Origin of the sequence: Brevundimonas sp. MF30-B (assembly GCF_004683885.1) — a bacterium.
Classification (GTDB): Bacteria; Pseudomonadota; Alphaproteobacteria; order Caulobacterales; family Caulobacteraceae; genus Brevundimonas.
Genome location: NZ_CP038440.1, coordinates 1,060,154 through 1,072,772, shown reverse-complemented (window position 1 = coordinate 1,072,772; position 12,619 = coordinate 1,060,154). Strand labels below are relative to the sequence as shown.

Below are 12,619 nucleotides of genomic sequence, written 5' to 3'. Positions count from 1 at the left end.
GAACCGGACGCACCCCATGACCGACGCCATCGCCCCCAAGAAGCCCGCCGCCCGCAAGCCCGCCGCCAAGAAGACGGCGGCGCCTGCCGCTCCCGTCTCCGCCGTCGCCACGGGCAAGATCGCCCAGGTCATCGGTGCCGTCGTGGACGTCGAGTTCGAAGGCCACCTGCCGGCGATCCTGAACGCCCTGCAGACCCAGAACGTCGACCAGAAGACGGGCGAGCCCTTCACCCTGGTCCTGGAAGTCGCCCAGCACCTGGGTGAGAACATGGTCCGCACCATCGCCATGGACACGACCGAGGGTCTGACCCGCGGCCAGGCCGTGATCGACACCGGCGGCTCGATCCAGGCGCCGGTCGGCCCGGGCACGCTCGGCCGCATCATGAACGTCGTCGGCGCGCCGATCGACGAGCAGGGCCCGATCCAGACCACCATGTACCGCCCGATCCACCGCGAGGCGCCCTCGTTCGAAGAGCAGTCGACCTCGTCGGAAATCCTGGTCACGGGCATCAAGGTCATCGACCTGATGTGCCCCTACACCAAGGGCGGCAAGACCGGCCTGTTCGGCGGCGCCGGCGTGGGCAAGACCGTGACCATGCAGGAGCTGATCAACAACATCGCCAAGGCCTACGGCGGTTATTCGGTTCTGGCCGGCGTGGGTGAGCGCACCCGCGAGGGCAACGATCTGTATCACGAGATGATCGAGTCCAACGTGAACGTGGACCCGACCAAGAACGGCGGTTCGACCGAAGGCTCCAAGTGCGCCCTCGTCTATGGCCAGATGAACGAGCCCCCCGGCGCCCGCGCCCGCGTCGCCCTGACCGGCCTGGCCCAGGCCGAGTACTTCCGCGACGAGGAAGGCAAGGACGTGCTGCTGTTCGTCGACAACATCTTCCGCTTCACGCAAGCTGGCTCGGAAATGTCGGCTCTGCTGGGCCGCATCCCCTCGGCCGTGGGTTATCAGCCCACTCTGGCCACCGAGATGGGCAACCTGCAGGAGCGCATCACCTCGACCAAGAAGGGCTCGATCACCTCGATCCAGGCCATCTATGTCCCGGCCGACGACCTGACCGACCCGGCGCCCGCCGCCTCGTTCGCCCACCTCGACGCCAAGACCGTTCTGAGCCGCGACATCGCCGCCCAGGCCATCTTCCCGGCCGTGGACCCGCTGGACTCGACCTCGCGGATCATGGACCCGCTGGTCATCGGCGAAGAGCACTATCAGGTGGCCCGCTCGGTCCAGGAAGTCCTGCAGTCCTACAAGGGCCTGAAGGACATCATCGCCATCCTGGGCATGGACGAGCTGTCGGAAGAGGACAAGCTGGTCGTCTCGCGCGCCCGCAAGATCAGCCGCTTCCTGTCGCAGCCGTTCTTCGTGGCCGAGCAGTTCACCAACTCGCCCGGCAAGTTCGTCTCGCTGGAAGACACGATCCGCTCGTTCAAGGGCATCGTCGCCGGTGAATACGACCACCTGCCGGAAGCCGCCTTCTACATGGTCGGCGCGATCGAAGAGGCCGTAGAGAAGGCCCAGAAGATGGCGTCGGAAGCCTGATGGCCGGCAAGCTCAACTTCTCGCTGGTCGCCCCTGAACGCGAGGTCTTCACCGGCCTCGTGGACCAGGTCGATGCGCCGGGCGTCGAGGGTGACTTCGGCGTCCTGCCGGGTCACGCGCCCTTCATGACCACCCTGCGCGAAGGCGCGGTCACCATCTACGAAGGCGCTGCTCGCCGCGTCTTCGCGGTCAAGGGCGGCTTCGCGGACGTCAACGCCCAGGGCCTGACCATCCTGGCCGAGGAAGCCTCGGAAGTCGTCGCGGTCTGAACCGCAGGCGGGATCGACAAGATCAGGGCCCCTCGCTTCGGCGGGGGGCCTTTTTCGTTCAGTCGCAGCGCATCGCGCGCAGGGCGCCCAGGCGGGCGAAGGCCAGCGTCAGCGCCTTGCGGCGCGCCGGCGCCAGGGCGTTGACCGGGGCCTCCCGCACCACCGCGCCGCCGAACCCGTCGGCCACGATCAGGCCCGGCTCGTCAGGCAGGACGCCCTCGGGAAACTCGGGCGCCACCGCAAAGAAGAAGGCGTCGCAAAAGGGCGCATATTCGGGCCACTTGCGATCCACGCGATAGTCCTCGACCCCGGACTTCACCTCGCAGATGACGATGTCGCCGCGCCGGCCGATCGCCATGACGTCCGCGCGACGCCCATTGGGCAGGCAGACCTCGGTCAGCGGCGCATAGCCCATGTCCATCAGCAGCCGCGCCGCGCCGCGTGTGACACCGAGCGTCGTCTCGGGACGCGAGAAGACCAGTTCGAGATGCACGGCTGCGGCAGGCATCCCGAACTTGTGTTCTACTTCCGTTCCGCAATCAAGCGCGGCCGGAACTTCATTCCCAAAGGACGCCTGGTGGAGCCGAGGGGAAATTCTCGTTCCTCAACGAAAACAGCTAGATGGCCTATATCTCGGAGCCTGCGTGTGGGGGCTATGTGTAGCAAAATCAGCTTCGGCTACCAAGCCTCCCATGTGGGGTGCGCAGGTTCAGCCCGCAGTCGTGCTAACCTTAGCGGGACCGGGGATCATGTCAGCACCCGAGACCTCGCAGTAGACCTCCACGACCTGAGGATCGACATAGCCAACCTCAACAGGGGCAAACGTGATGGTCTCGCCAGCGGGAACACGCTTGAAAATGGTGAGGCGGTGCCTTGCCAACGTCTTATTGGTCTCGCTTACCGCCCGACACTTCAGCTTCACGTCCTTGATTGCGTACGGCGAGGAGTTGGATAGCGTTCCCCCGATGCTCACCCTTCCAAACTCCCTCCCGTAGACCGGACGCATCACGAGGTACCTCTCCGGCTTCCGGTGCACGTCGTCGTACGTCCCCCGACTTTCAGCCTTCGCGACGGTGGCTTTCGCCTCTCGCTTTAGGGTCCGCTCAGGTGCCTCAAGGCTCATTGCGAAAGGGACGCCCGCAAGCAGCGTCACTAGCCCTGCACCGATAGCAACGAGCCTCTTGTTGAAGAAAAACGGCAAACGCACCAGCGCGCCCAAAACTGAGACAATAAGGCCGGTAATCATAAAGCCGCCAACGAACGCTCCTAGGTCTCTCCCATCAAAGAACCAGCCAACAATTCCTCCGATGCACAGAATCAACAGGAGAGTCAGAAGCACCGGCCCAATGCTAGGTTTTGGGGGCTGCGTCTTAGGATCGCTCGGCGGCAGAGGTGAAAGTTCGAATGTCATGTGCATTTGCCCCCAAGGCACGAATGTGGATTATATTCCCTAGTGACTATAAGCCCGATCCTGCCCTGTCCTGCAAATGGATTGGAAAGCGATTGTCGGTGGAAACGTGCGCCGACTGCGGTTGGAGCGCGGTCTAACGCAGGAGCAGGTGGCGTTCGACGCGGGTATCGACCTCACGTATCAAGGCGGGATCGAGAGAGGGAAACGAAACCCCAGCCTCTCGGTGATGGCGCGCCTAAGCGAAGCCCTTCAGGTCAATATAATCGAGCTTTTCGCTCTCCACGAAGTGCCATCAAACAGTTCCAACAACTCCAGTGGATGAGATGACACTTGTTTGAGTGACGACGAAGGTCAAACTGCAACTACAACCCGGAATCGGGGTATCAGGAGATACTCAAGCCGCTCCGGCAAGCTTTGTCGAACGATTCAACGCAAGCTTTGAAATGGTCGGACAAGCTATTTTCTCTGGACAGAGCCAATCCTTCGCTGAAGAACAGTTGGATTTGGCTTTTTGACGGCTTCGAATTAATACCGTAGTGGTCAGATATCAAATCTTCATCGGTTTTGGAGAGTATTCCTTCGATAGGCTTTCCTGCTAGTGATGGGTGAACCTCTGCGAGGGTAAAGGCCTTATCTCTAGAAATGCACCATTCCGATCGGAAAGATTCGCATGCAGCCCGACCTTTCTTATCATCGTCAAAGCATAGAACGAAGTTCACGCCCCAACCTAGCATTATGCCTGCAAGTTCCTCGAACCCATCAGCGCCTCTAGTTGGGATAATCGAATATGAACCATCCCATAGGCCATACGATTTTAACCCATACATCAAAATTAGGTAATCACCCTTACCTTCCACGAGCACGCTCGGCTGAAGCGCGTCAAGCCGACTAGGAACAACTTGCAGCCTGTCGAGCACAGGTTGAAAGTACGTCGCCTTATCGGCATTCAACCCCACAAAGGTTCTGTATTTCTGAACCTTTATGTTAGTGTGACTGGGCGCTGACGGAAGGCTATTCGTGTCGTCATAATCCACGGCCAGATTGGATACTATGAAAGCTTGGTCCAGCCACTCCGGGCTGATCATATAGTGGCTATGCGTGGAATACAGCAGTATATTCCCACCCGAGGTGATGCGAGGAAAACTATCTAAAAGCTGGGTCTGAGCACTTGAATGTAAATTTGAGGCTGGTTCATCCAAAAGAAATATAGTCTTCTTGTTTCGAGAGGAGTTTGAGCGAAAAATAGTGAATAGTAGGAATGAGAAAAACCAACGAAAACCCAGCGATCTCTCCGAGAGAGAATACTGCTGCTTTCCATCCCTCATCCAAATTTGAACGGCTATCCTCGGAGAGCCATCGTCAAACTTATCAGTTATAAGTTTTAAACGCACTTCACGGTCTTTGAAAGACTGTCCAAACACCTTCGACCAGCTATCAAATATAGTATCTTTAAGATGGCTGGATAACTGCTCAAGCGCAGAGTCTATCTGCTGCTGCTTATTATCACTCAGGCCAAAAAGTCCGGCAAACTGCTCTATGGGAGTCGCGGGATCAACTATCCTGTCAACTATATGCTTTTTAGTACTTATAGGATTCGGCAGTGACGATCCTATGTTCTCTATAATTTGCCTATACAGGCGATCAACGTCAGTTTCGTCCTCTTTTGGATTGAGGACAATTTTGTCAGGCTGATCAAATATGAAGGTCGGGAAATACACAATCTCCGGCAGACGCTCTTTGACTATGCCAACAAAACTTTTCCACGTTTCATGGGAGCTAGGGACTTCTCTAAATTTTCTCGCCCCCTTGTCCTTGACCTCTAGGGGCAGGTCCCATGTGCTAATAGTCCGTGTCTTATCGGAATCAACGTAGACATGACCACGTGTGATTGCGAATCGATCCGGTACCGAATCTGGGTCAATCTTTGAACCAGTGCGCTTCTCAGCGAGAGCTATACAGTATTCCTTTTCATCCGCCTCAAACGCTGTGACTGCGACGACTTCGATATCGCCTGAAAAATTGTACTTTTTGTGTTTGGGGACAAAAGTAGAAGGGTCCTCTTCCGTAGGAGATCGATTGTAAAGTGACTTCTCCTCCCCCTCATCAAAGCTGAAGCTGTTGATCGCTTCGAGAATGGTGGTCTTTCCGCTCTCGTTCAGACCGATTAGGGTAAATATGCCAGCGCCGCGTGGCGAGAGGTCGAGCTTAGCGTCCTCGATCCCGCGAAAATTGATGATCCGAAAAGATTCAAACCGCATGGCCCCTCCGATAGTCAACCGTAAGCAGCGTCAGTGGCTCTAGACAACTCCCTTTTTGGGTATACCCAATTGGGACTGGGGGCTGAGACGCCTATACCGTCTCAATAGGCTTGCAATCCACAGTTCTGAGACTCATAGTCCCATGGTCTAGAACCTATTGGGACAAACGAGATGGCTTTGATCGGATACGCGCGGGTCAGCAGCACAGGCCAGTCACTAGAGGTGCAACGCGATCAGCTTCTAGCGGCTGGTTGCACTCGCCTGTTTGAGGAGAAGCGGAGCGGTGGGTCGCAGGATGGTCGGGAGCAACTCGCCCTCGCGCTAGACTACGTTCGGGACGGTGACACCCTCGTTGTCACCCGCCTCGACCGGTTGGCTCGCTCGATCACAGACCTACGCCAGATCATCGACCGGCTGACTGCGAAGCAGGTGGCATTTCGCGCGCTTCAGCAAGGGGACGTGGATACCAGCACCTCTAACGGCAGGCTGATGCTGAACCTATTGGGGGCGTTTGCTGAATTTGAGACCGACCTCAGGCGGGAACGGCAGAAGGAGGGGATTCTGAAGGCCAAGGCCAAGGGCGTTTATCGCGGTCGTAAGCCCTCAGTGCCGGTGGAGGCCATCAAAGCCCTCAAGGCTGAGGGCGTAGCCCCTACGGAGATCGCAAAGCGCCTGAAGATTGGCAGAGCTAGCGTCTACAGAGCACTAGCAGCCTAACGGAGAAAGATTGAAAGCCGGCAATCTCAACCCCCCGGCCTCTTCCGGCATGAGACGTAGGCGCGATACAAAATATCTCCTCGCGTCACGAGTTACCCCGCGCAGCCTTGCCAAAATCCCCAAATTCGGCTATGATTCGGTCTCTCAATACTGAGTTGACTCAATAAAAAAAGGAATATTACGGAATCTATTCTTGAACCGAAAATTACTAGTGGATGGTTATGTAGATTTTCACTCACCCAATCCAGCCGCTATCACGATAGTATTTAACAGAACCAATTTTTCGCATTTCGCAACTAAGGCGGTGGTTAAGAGATATCAGGCGGCCATCGACGAGCGCAGGTTAGGCGGTCGATGGTACGAGAAGCCAGCTAGCGAGCGGCTAGCGATTACGGCTTCGCCCGAGCTATTCGACGCTGGCCATCCCCATTATCACGGACTGATCCGGCTTCCGGCCGACGACCTCGATACGCTTGGATTTGATGGCTTAGCGGACCTTTACGCCAGACAGTTTCGAGAGATTCATGAAGGTGGGTCCGTTCTCATAACGCCCCTGACAGACCCCTACGGTTGGGTTTCCTACTGCTCCAAGGAAGTCGACCTAATCAGCGGCGATCCAGCAAAGGTGCTCTGGACCGGCGATTTCCAATCTAGGCAAGCCTTCGCCTAAAATCTGAAGGCGGCAATCACCGCATGTAGTATCCCGAACCGGACGATGCCGCCCTCTAGCATTTCCAAAGCCAACCCATGCCCTCGCCAAAACGAGGGTAATGGTGGAGCTTGCCTAAATATCACTAGATAGGATTCCAACTCTATATAGATGCAGCTAAAGAAAGACCTCTTTATACGCCTATGAAATTGATATATAATAGATAAGGAAATGTCGAAGTCAGCTATAAACCCACATACTCATTTGTATTGCAATGATTGCAATGAATCTATTATATTCTGAGCATCGTTTGGAATTTCATAGCGAGTGATGGCATTGGATATTTTCTCGAGTGAGTACCCAGACCCGTAGGTGTCCGCAACATCCCTTCCAGCGTGACCCATAATCTGGCGCTGCATCCCCTCTTCGATGCCTGAATTTCTCGCACAGTCCTTAAACGTGTGTCGCAACGAGTGGAAGACTATACGGCTGTCTGATACGCCACAGACACCTCTCAAATATCGTGAGAACCACTCGCCCCACTTTGCTGTTCGCACTCCGTGTACATTGGGCTTCAGATCGGGGAAGAGCCAAGCGCGGCCCTCGTTTACCGCCGACTCGCAGAACGACGTGAAGCCAAGTCTAATCAAAGCGTTATGAACGGGCACTATCCGCTCACTGCCCTCGTTCTTCAGCTTTAGGCCATCAGCGTCGTCGGCCCTGATGTGGATGACCCAAACGGGGAGGGAAGTTTGGCCGGAACGAACGTGCTGGCGAACGACGTCGCGTGGCCTTAGCTGACCCAGTTCTTCCATTCTGGCCCCTGTGAAGAGCGCAAGAAGCGGAAGCCAGAAAGCTGCTTCACCCTTGCCGCCAGACGGTCTTTCGCCGCTTGAGTGAACGGGGCCGGACAAGAGCCTGACAAGAGCAGCTTCATCGAAGGGCTTTCGCCTATTCTTCGCTGCTTCGTAATCGTGTACTCGAATACCCTCAGCAGCCTTGATGGCTACTAAGTCATTCATATAAGCAAAATTCAGCAAAGTTCTAAGGCGAGTTAGCTTTACGTTGATATTGCTAGGGCCGACGCCTTCTTCAACAAGCTTGTCTTTGAAGAGAATGATATCTTTCTTGGTTATCTTCTCAACTGTTTTGCCCCCAACACGCTCCACAAACCACCTCGTAACAGCCTCGTGTGCCTTCTTACTCTTGGCGTCCTTATTTCGCTCTCGAGCCCACTTAGTGACAAGCTCACCCCAAGAGGTCTCTGTATTAGACCTCATGTTGTTTTCATCCTCGCTCAGGGCGTGGCGAGCCCTTCTAGCCGCCGAGATTGCAAAGGCGTTTTCACCGTCTAGGACAGCCTTGAGAGCGTTGCGCTTCCCCTCCAGCACCCTCAGGTCCTCGGTCGGCCTGACCTCGCCGTCCAGCATCGACTGGATGAGTCGAAGCGTCTCGCGAGACCGGGCTACAAAGCCACTGAGAGTGCCGTCCTTGGCCGCTTGGTCTCGCTCGCCCCGGATTCTATCAAGATTGACCAGTGCAATCAGGGTAGGGCTGAGTTCGGACACTGGGACAGCGTTGATTGGTTCTGAAGCAGCGGTGTTAGCCCGCACCGCCTCAAACTCTCTATCGAGGTCCGCCCATCGAAGAGGGTGCAATCGCCTCGCCTCTTTAGGGTCCGAGGTGCCGAGTGCGCTCGTGACTTCCCGTTTCCCATAATGTGCGACCAAATCGTGCGGAATACGCCGCCTCAAGGAGTAGCGACCGCCGCGACGAACAAGCCCTGTCAACATATCATCACCTGCACCGTGTGTAGCAGACGCGCGCGACATATAGACCGTAAGTGGCTGATTTTCAGGAATATTACTTCAGCCACAAGGGCTTAGTAACGCCTGGTGGAGCCGAGGGCCGTCTGACCAGCCTCCATAACGGTCTATAGTGATCGTCCTGCTGTTGATCGGCTTGACTTTTTCCCGCCCCGTCCTCCGTAGTGCTCCATAGTGCTACACCACAATCTAGAGCCGGGGTTAGGGTAACGGTTAGGGTAAGACCGACGCCTTCCGAACCTCGGCCCGCTCAAGGCTCTCTATGGCCCGGCCGATCAACCTCCTGAGCGCGCGCTTCGTCGCGACCACGAAGAAGGCCGGACTCCATTCCGACGGTGGTGGTCTGTATCTAGAGGTCGACGAGGGCGGCTCCAAGCGCTGGACCTTCATCTGGCGCTCTGGCGGCAGGCGGCGGCAAATGGGCTTGGGTGGCACACTCACGACGGACTTGGCCGAAGCGCGCGAAATGGCCAACGCCGCCCGGCGTCAGATCGCCAAGGGACTGGATCCGATTGCCGAGCGCAAGGCCGCGCGGACGAAGGGGCGAACGTTCGGCCAAGCCGCCGACGATCTGCTGGCTTCGCTACAACCGGAGTGGCGGAACGACAAACACGCCTACCAGTGGAAATACAGCCTGGAGACCCTGGCGGCCTCGCTGCGCCCGCTGGCCGTCGACGCGATCACCACGGCTGATGTCTTGGCCGCGTTGAAGCCGATCTGGACAACGACGCCGGAGACGGCATCGCGGACGCGTGGACGCATCGAGCGTGTGCTCGACGCCGAGCGCGCCGCGGGCAACCGGACAGGCGAGAACCCCGCGCGATGGAAGGGCCACCTGGCCGCCCTGCTACCGAAGCGCCAGAAGCTGACCAAGGGCCATCACCCGGCTATGCCGTTCGAACAGGTCGGCGACTTCATGCCCCTGCTGCGCTCCCGGCCGGCGCTGTCTGCCCGCGCTCTTGAGTTTGTGATCCTGACGGCGGCGCGCACCAACGAAGTGCTGGGCGCCCGCCGCGCCGAGTTCGATATGGACAAGAGGGTCTGGACCGTCCCGGCTGAGCGCATGAAGCTGGGCGTCGATCACCGCGTGCCGCTGTCGTCGCGGGCGGTGGTCCTGCTTGAGGGCGTGTTCGCCGACATGCCCGATCCGGACGGCCTGGTCTTCGCCGATGCCAAGGGGGACCAACTGTCCGACGCCGCGATGTCGCGGCTGCTGCGGGTTCGGATGGGCTTCTCAGCTTTCAGCGTGCACGGCTTCCGGTCGACCTTCAGGGACTGGGCCGGCGAAGCCACGACATTCCCCGAGGCCGTGGCCGAGGCCGCCCTATCCCATCAGGTCGGCACCGAGGTCGAGCGCGCCTACAAGCGCGGCGACGTGCTGGAGAAGCGCCGCAAGATGATGGAGGCCTGGGCGAGCTACTGCGACCGCCCGAAGGCCGGGAACGTGGTGGACATGAGGCGAGCTTAGGCTGCCCGCGCGGACGGCGCCGCGCCTAGGACGCGCTCCAGCTCATCGCGGGGCACCAGCGTCCGGCCCCGCAGCTTCTTGGCTGTGATCTCACCGACCTTCAGCATCGCCCACACTGTCGCGACGCTCAGGCCAAGGGCTTGCGCGGCCTCATCGACCGTGTAGGCCAGCTTAGCACCAGGCGGGAGGTCGATAGCCTTGCGGCGCTTCTGATCGTTGCAGTTCGCGGCGCTCGTCATCCTGGCGTCCATTCAAGATGGTCGTATGGCGGCCGAACGAGGCGAAGTGTTCCGTCGCCTTCAATGTGACAGAGAGCTTGGCCCCGGCGGCAGTATCGACCGCCCAAGGTCATGTTCACCGTTTCGCCGGCAAGGCGGACGTCCCCACGCAGGCGACCCACCACGTCATCAGCCGGTGGGGCGTCGGCCCACTTGGTCCATGGGCCTAGGCGCGCGGCGCGCTCGTGCTCGAAGTCCACCGGGCTCACTTCAAGACCTCCGGCCTGAACGGCCCGGCCTGCGTCGCTTCCCAGTGCGCCCAGACTTCTTCGGCCGTCGACAGGTTCGGCAGACGGACGTGATCCTCATCGTAGATCGGGGTATCGGCGTCGTGGAGCGCGAGCGAGATGTCGCCTTCGCCGTAGGAGTCCTCAGGCCACGGTCCGTTGTCGTCCCACTCGTCCCGGCACCGCTCGACCAACTGCTGTTCAAGCTCGTTGGCGACCGGGCTGCTGCCCATATTGAAGTCTTGCAGGCCGGCGTCGAGGGCGGTCTGCTCAATGAGAGCGCGCCGATCGATTTCGGCTTTCAGAGCGTTGAAGCCTCGGATGAACTGTTCGCGGGTGATCTTCATTTCAGGGTCTCCAGCAGCGCCCGGCCGGCGTCGTTGATCGCCAGCGAGTTCATGAAGGGCTCCAGACCAGCGCGGTCGTCTTGATGGATGGTGGCCTGCTGCACTTTGGCACCGCCGATCTTGTATGGACCGATGCGCCAGGCGCGCAGGTAGTTCTTCTCGGACATCGGCGGCCTGCGGCTTCCATAACGGTCAACCCAGGCCCAGCGATGCGGCGCTGGGTCGGCTGCGGGCAGGCGCAGCCACGCGATCTGCCGGCGGTTGAGGCTCATGGCCGAGCACCCAACGCGGCGTTGGCTCGTTCCTGTCCCCACGCCCATCTCGCCAGAGAATGGACCACGCCCTCAAGTCGCTCGATCCGCTGGTCGGGAGAGAGGGGAACGGAAGCCGCGACCTCAGCGTCCAGAATGTCGGCGACTGCCGCCTTCAGGCCGTCAAACATGGCGGTTTCGGCGGCGATTGAGCGTGACGCGCAGTCGAAGACGCTGGCCAATGCGACCTGGTCCTCGTCGCCGGATGACTCAGCCACCTTCGCCATCATCGCGTAGGCCTCGATCATGTGATCGCCGCGCGGCTTTCCTTCGCGGGACAGTGCCGCCGCGAGCTTCTTCAGCAGTTCGGGTCTCATGCGTCACCCGCGTCGGGGTTTTCGCGAGACTTCCTGATCTGATCGCCCGCGCCCCAGAAGACGCCTAGGCACCAGGCCAGCATGACCAGCGCCAGGATGCCGGCGACCACGGACCCGAAGAACAACTCAACAGCCTTCAAGCCGCCCAGCACGGCCACGACGACCAGCAGGCCTTCAACATGCTTGCTCACGCTGGGTCTCCTTTCGGCAGCACCGCCGCCATGATCCGGTTGGTGGCCTCATTCTTGGCCTGGCCCTTCCGGGCTTTTCGGGTGCTGATTTTTCCCCGCTCAGCGGCGGCGGTCTCGTCGGCCAGCCAGTCGACCGCTCGGCGGACTGCTGGCTCAGCCTGCATCAGCCGGATCGTCTCGCCGCGATCGAACGCGAGCGACGGCGCTCGGCCCTCGGCGATGGCCGCGTCGATCATCGCGGCAAAAAGCTTAGTGACCTTGCCTTCGTCCACCCAGCCGTCAAAGGCGCTCGAAGCGAAGTCGACGCCAGCGTTTTGCATCGCCTCGGATGGCTCTCGCAGCGAGAGCAGGACGGCCATCGCCACGCCCGCGCATAGGTCGTCAGCCGACTGCTTCTGAAGGTCTTCGACGACGTGGGGATGCAGAGGGACGGGCGTCAGCACCAGTTCGGCCGCCAAGGCACCGAGCAGGGCTTGAAGGCGCGGCTCGACAGGCGCACCCTCGGCCCAATGCCAGAGCGCAAGCTGAAGCTGGGCCGCCTGAGCGCACGGTTCGGCGGGGTCGGCAGCGATTATCTCGCGCTCAATGGCGAGGGCCAGATCCGACAGGCGCTCCACCTCACGGTCGTGCGCGTCGTCATCACCGAGAACGGCGTTGGCGGCGGAAACCAACCGCTTGCGCTCAATCAGACGGGCGAGCCAGAAAACCGGGCTCATCCCGCCACCCGGAGCAGCAGCTCTCCCAAGCCCATGCTGGCGACGCCAAAGACGGCACCCATGACGCAGAGCTTCCAGATTG

15 protein-coding genes and 1 pseudogene are annotated in these 12,619 nt (G+C 59.3%); 5 read left to right on the top strand and 11 right to left on the bottom strand.

The window, feature by feature from the left end; all coding sequences use genetic code 11:
- Positions 1–16 precede the first annotated feature (16 nt).
- Entirely contained in the window at positions 17–1,552 is a 1,536-nt protein-coding gene (atpD, locus tag E4M01_RS05410) for a F0F1 ATP synthase subunit beta (RefSeq protein WP_135061867.1), read from the top strand.
- A complete protein-coding gene (locus tag E4M01_RS05405) occupies positions 1,552–1,821 on the top strand; it encodes an ATP synthase F1 subunit epsilon (protein WP_135061868.1) in 270 nt (89 codons plus the stop codon). Before atpD ends, E4M01_RS05405 begins: the two co-directional genes overlap by 1 nt.
- A 58-nt stretch (positions 1,822–1,879) precedes the next feature.
- On the opposite strand, the gene mmcB is transcribed toward E4M01_RS05405, so the two are convergent.
- Entirely contained in the window at positions 1,880–2,329 is a 450-nt protein-coding gene (mmcB, locus tag E4M01_RS05400; RefSeq protein WP_135061869.1) for a DNA repair putative endonuclease MmcB, read from the bottom strand.
- Positions 2,330–2,530: 201 nt separating this feature from the next.
- A complete protein-coding gene (locus E4M01_RS05395) occupies positions 2,531–3,232 on the bottom strand; it encodes a threonine/serine exporter family protein (RefSeq protein WP_167765257.1) in 702 nt (233 codons plus the stop codon).
- A 76-nt stretch (positions 3,233–3,308) separates the two neighbouring features.
- Between E4M01_RS05395 and E4M01_RS05390 the strand changes: the two genes are divergently transcribed.
- The gene (locus tag E4M01_RS05390; protein ID WP_135061871.1) at positions 3,309–3,554 is read left to right on the top strand and encodes a helix-turn-helix domain-containing protein; all 246 of its coding nucleotides are present in this window, start codon (positions 3,309–3,311) and stop codon (positions 3,552–3,554) included.
- Between the two features lie 61 nt (positions 3,555–3,615).
- Here the strand turns inward: E4M01_RS05390 and E4M01_RS05385 are convergent, their stop codons facing one another.
- Complete coding sequence (locus E4M01_RS05385; RefSeq protein WP_135061872.1) at positions 3,616–5,490, bottom strand: AAA family ATPase; 1,875 nt, start codon at positions 5,488–5,490, stop codon at positions 3,616–3,618.
- 171 nt (positions 5,491–5,661) lie between these two features.
- Between E4M01_RS05385 and E4M01_RS05380 the strand changes: the two genes are divergently transcribed.
- Entirely contained in the window at positions 5,662–6,207 is a 546-nt protein-coding gene (locus E4M01_RS05380) for a recombinase family protein (RefSeq protein ID WP_135061873.1), read from the top strand.
- A 909-nt stretch (positions 6,208–7,116) separates the two neighbouring features.
- Here the strand turns inward: E4M01_RS05380 and E4M01_RS05375 are convergent.
- A complete protein-coding gene (locus tag E4M01_RS05375) occupies positions 7,117–8,424 on the bottom strand; it encodes a site-specific integrase (RefSeq protein WP_135061874.1) in 1,308 nt (435 codons plus the stop codon).
- A gap of 51 nt (positions 8,425–8,475) precedes the next feature.
- A pseudogene (locus tag E4M01_RS14675) lies at positions 8,476–8,649 on the bottom strand (DUF6538 domain-containing protein); the annotation flags it as partial.
- A 295-nt stretch (positions 8,650–8,944) separates the two neighbouring features.
- Between E4M01_RS14675 and E4M01_RS05370 the strand changes: the two are divergent.
- Complete coding sequence (locus tag E4M01_RS05370; RefSeq protein ID WP_135061875.1) at positions 8,945–10,150, top strand: site-specific integrase; 1,206 nt, start codon at positions 8,945–8,947, stop codon at positions 10,148–10,150.
- Here the strand turns inward: E4M01_RS05370 and E4M01_RS05365 are convergent.
- From E4M01_RS05365 to E4M01_RS05340, 6 genes are all read right to left on the bottom strand, one after another.
- Positions 10,147–10,389, bottom strand: a complete 243-nt coding sequence (locus tag E4M01_RS05365) for a helix-turn-helix domain-containing protein (RefSeq protein ID WP_167765258.1) — start codon at positions 10,387–10,389, stop codon at positions 10,147–10,149. The two genes, E4M01_RS05370 and E4M01_RS05365, sit on opposite strands and share 4 nt — an antisense overlap.
- Before the next feature lie 244 nt (positions 10,390–10,633).
- Positions 10,634–11,002 (bottom strand): hypothetical protein, encoded by a 369-nt coding sequence (locus E4M01_RS05360; RefSeq protein ID WP_135061877.1) that lies wholly within the window; start codon positions 11,000–11,002, stop codon positions 10,634–10,636.
- Entirely contained in the window at positions 10,999–11,274 is a 276-nt protein-coding gene (locus E4M01_RS05355) for a hypothetical protein (RefSeq protein WP_135061878.1), read from the bottom strand. The genes E4M01_RS05360 and E4M01_RS05355 overlap by 4 nt, the downstream gene beginning before the upstream one ends.
- On the bottom strand, positions 11,271–11,630 hold the full coding sequence (locus E4M01_RS05350; protein WP_135061879.1) for a hypothetical protein: 360 nt from the start codon (positions 11,628–11,630) through the stop codon (positions 11,271–11,273). The genes E4M01_RS05355 and E4M01_RS05350 overlap by 4 nt, the downstream gene beginning before the upstream one ends.
- Positions 11,627–11,821 carry a hypothetical protein gene (locus E4M01_RS05345; protein WP_135061880.1) on the bottom strand — a complete coding sequence of 65 codons (195 nt, stop codon included), beginning with the start codon at positions 11,819–11,821 and terminating at the stop codon, positions 11,627–11,629. The genes E4M01_RS05350 and E4M01_RS05345 overlap by 4 nt, the downstream gene beginning before the upstream one ends.
- The gene (locus E4M01_RS05340; RefSeq protein ID WP_135061881.1) at positions 11,818–12,537 is read right to left on the bottom strand and encodes a hypothetical protein; all 720 of its coding nucleotides are present in this window, start codon (positions 12,535–12,537) and stop codon (positions 11,818–11,820) included. Before E4M01_RS05340 ends, E4M01_RS05345 begins: the two co-directional genes overlap by 4 nt.
- Positions 12,538–12,619 lie beyond the last annotated feature (82 nt).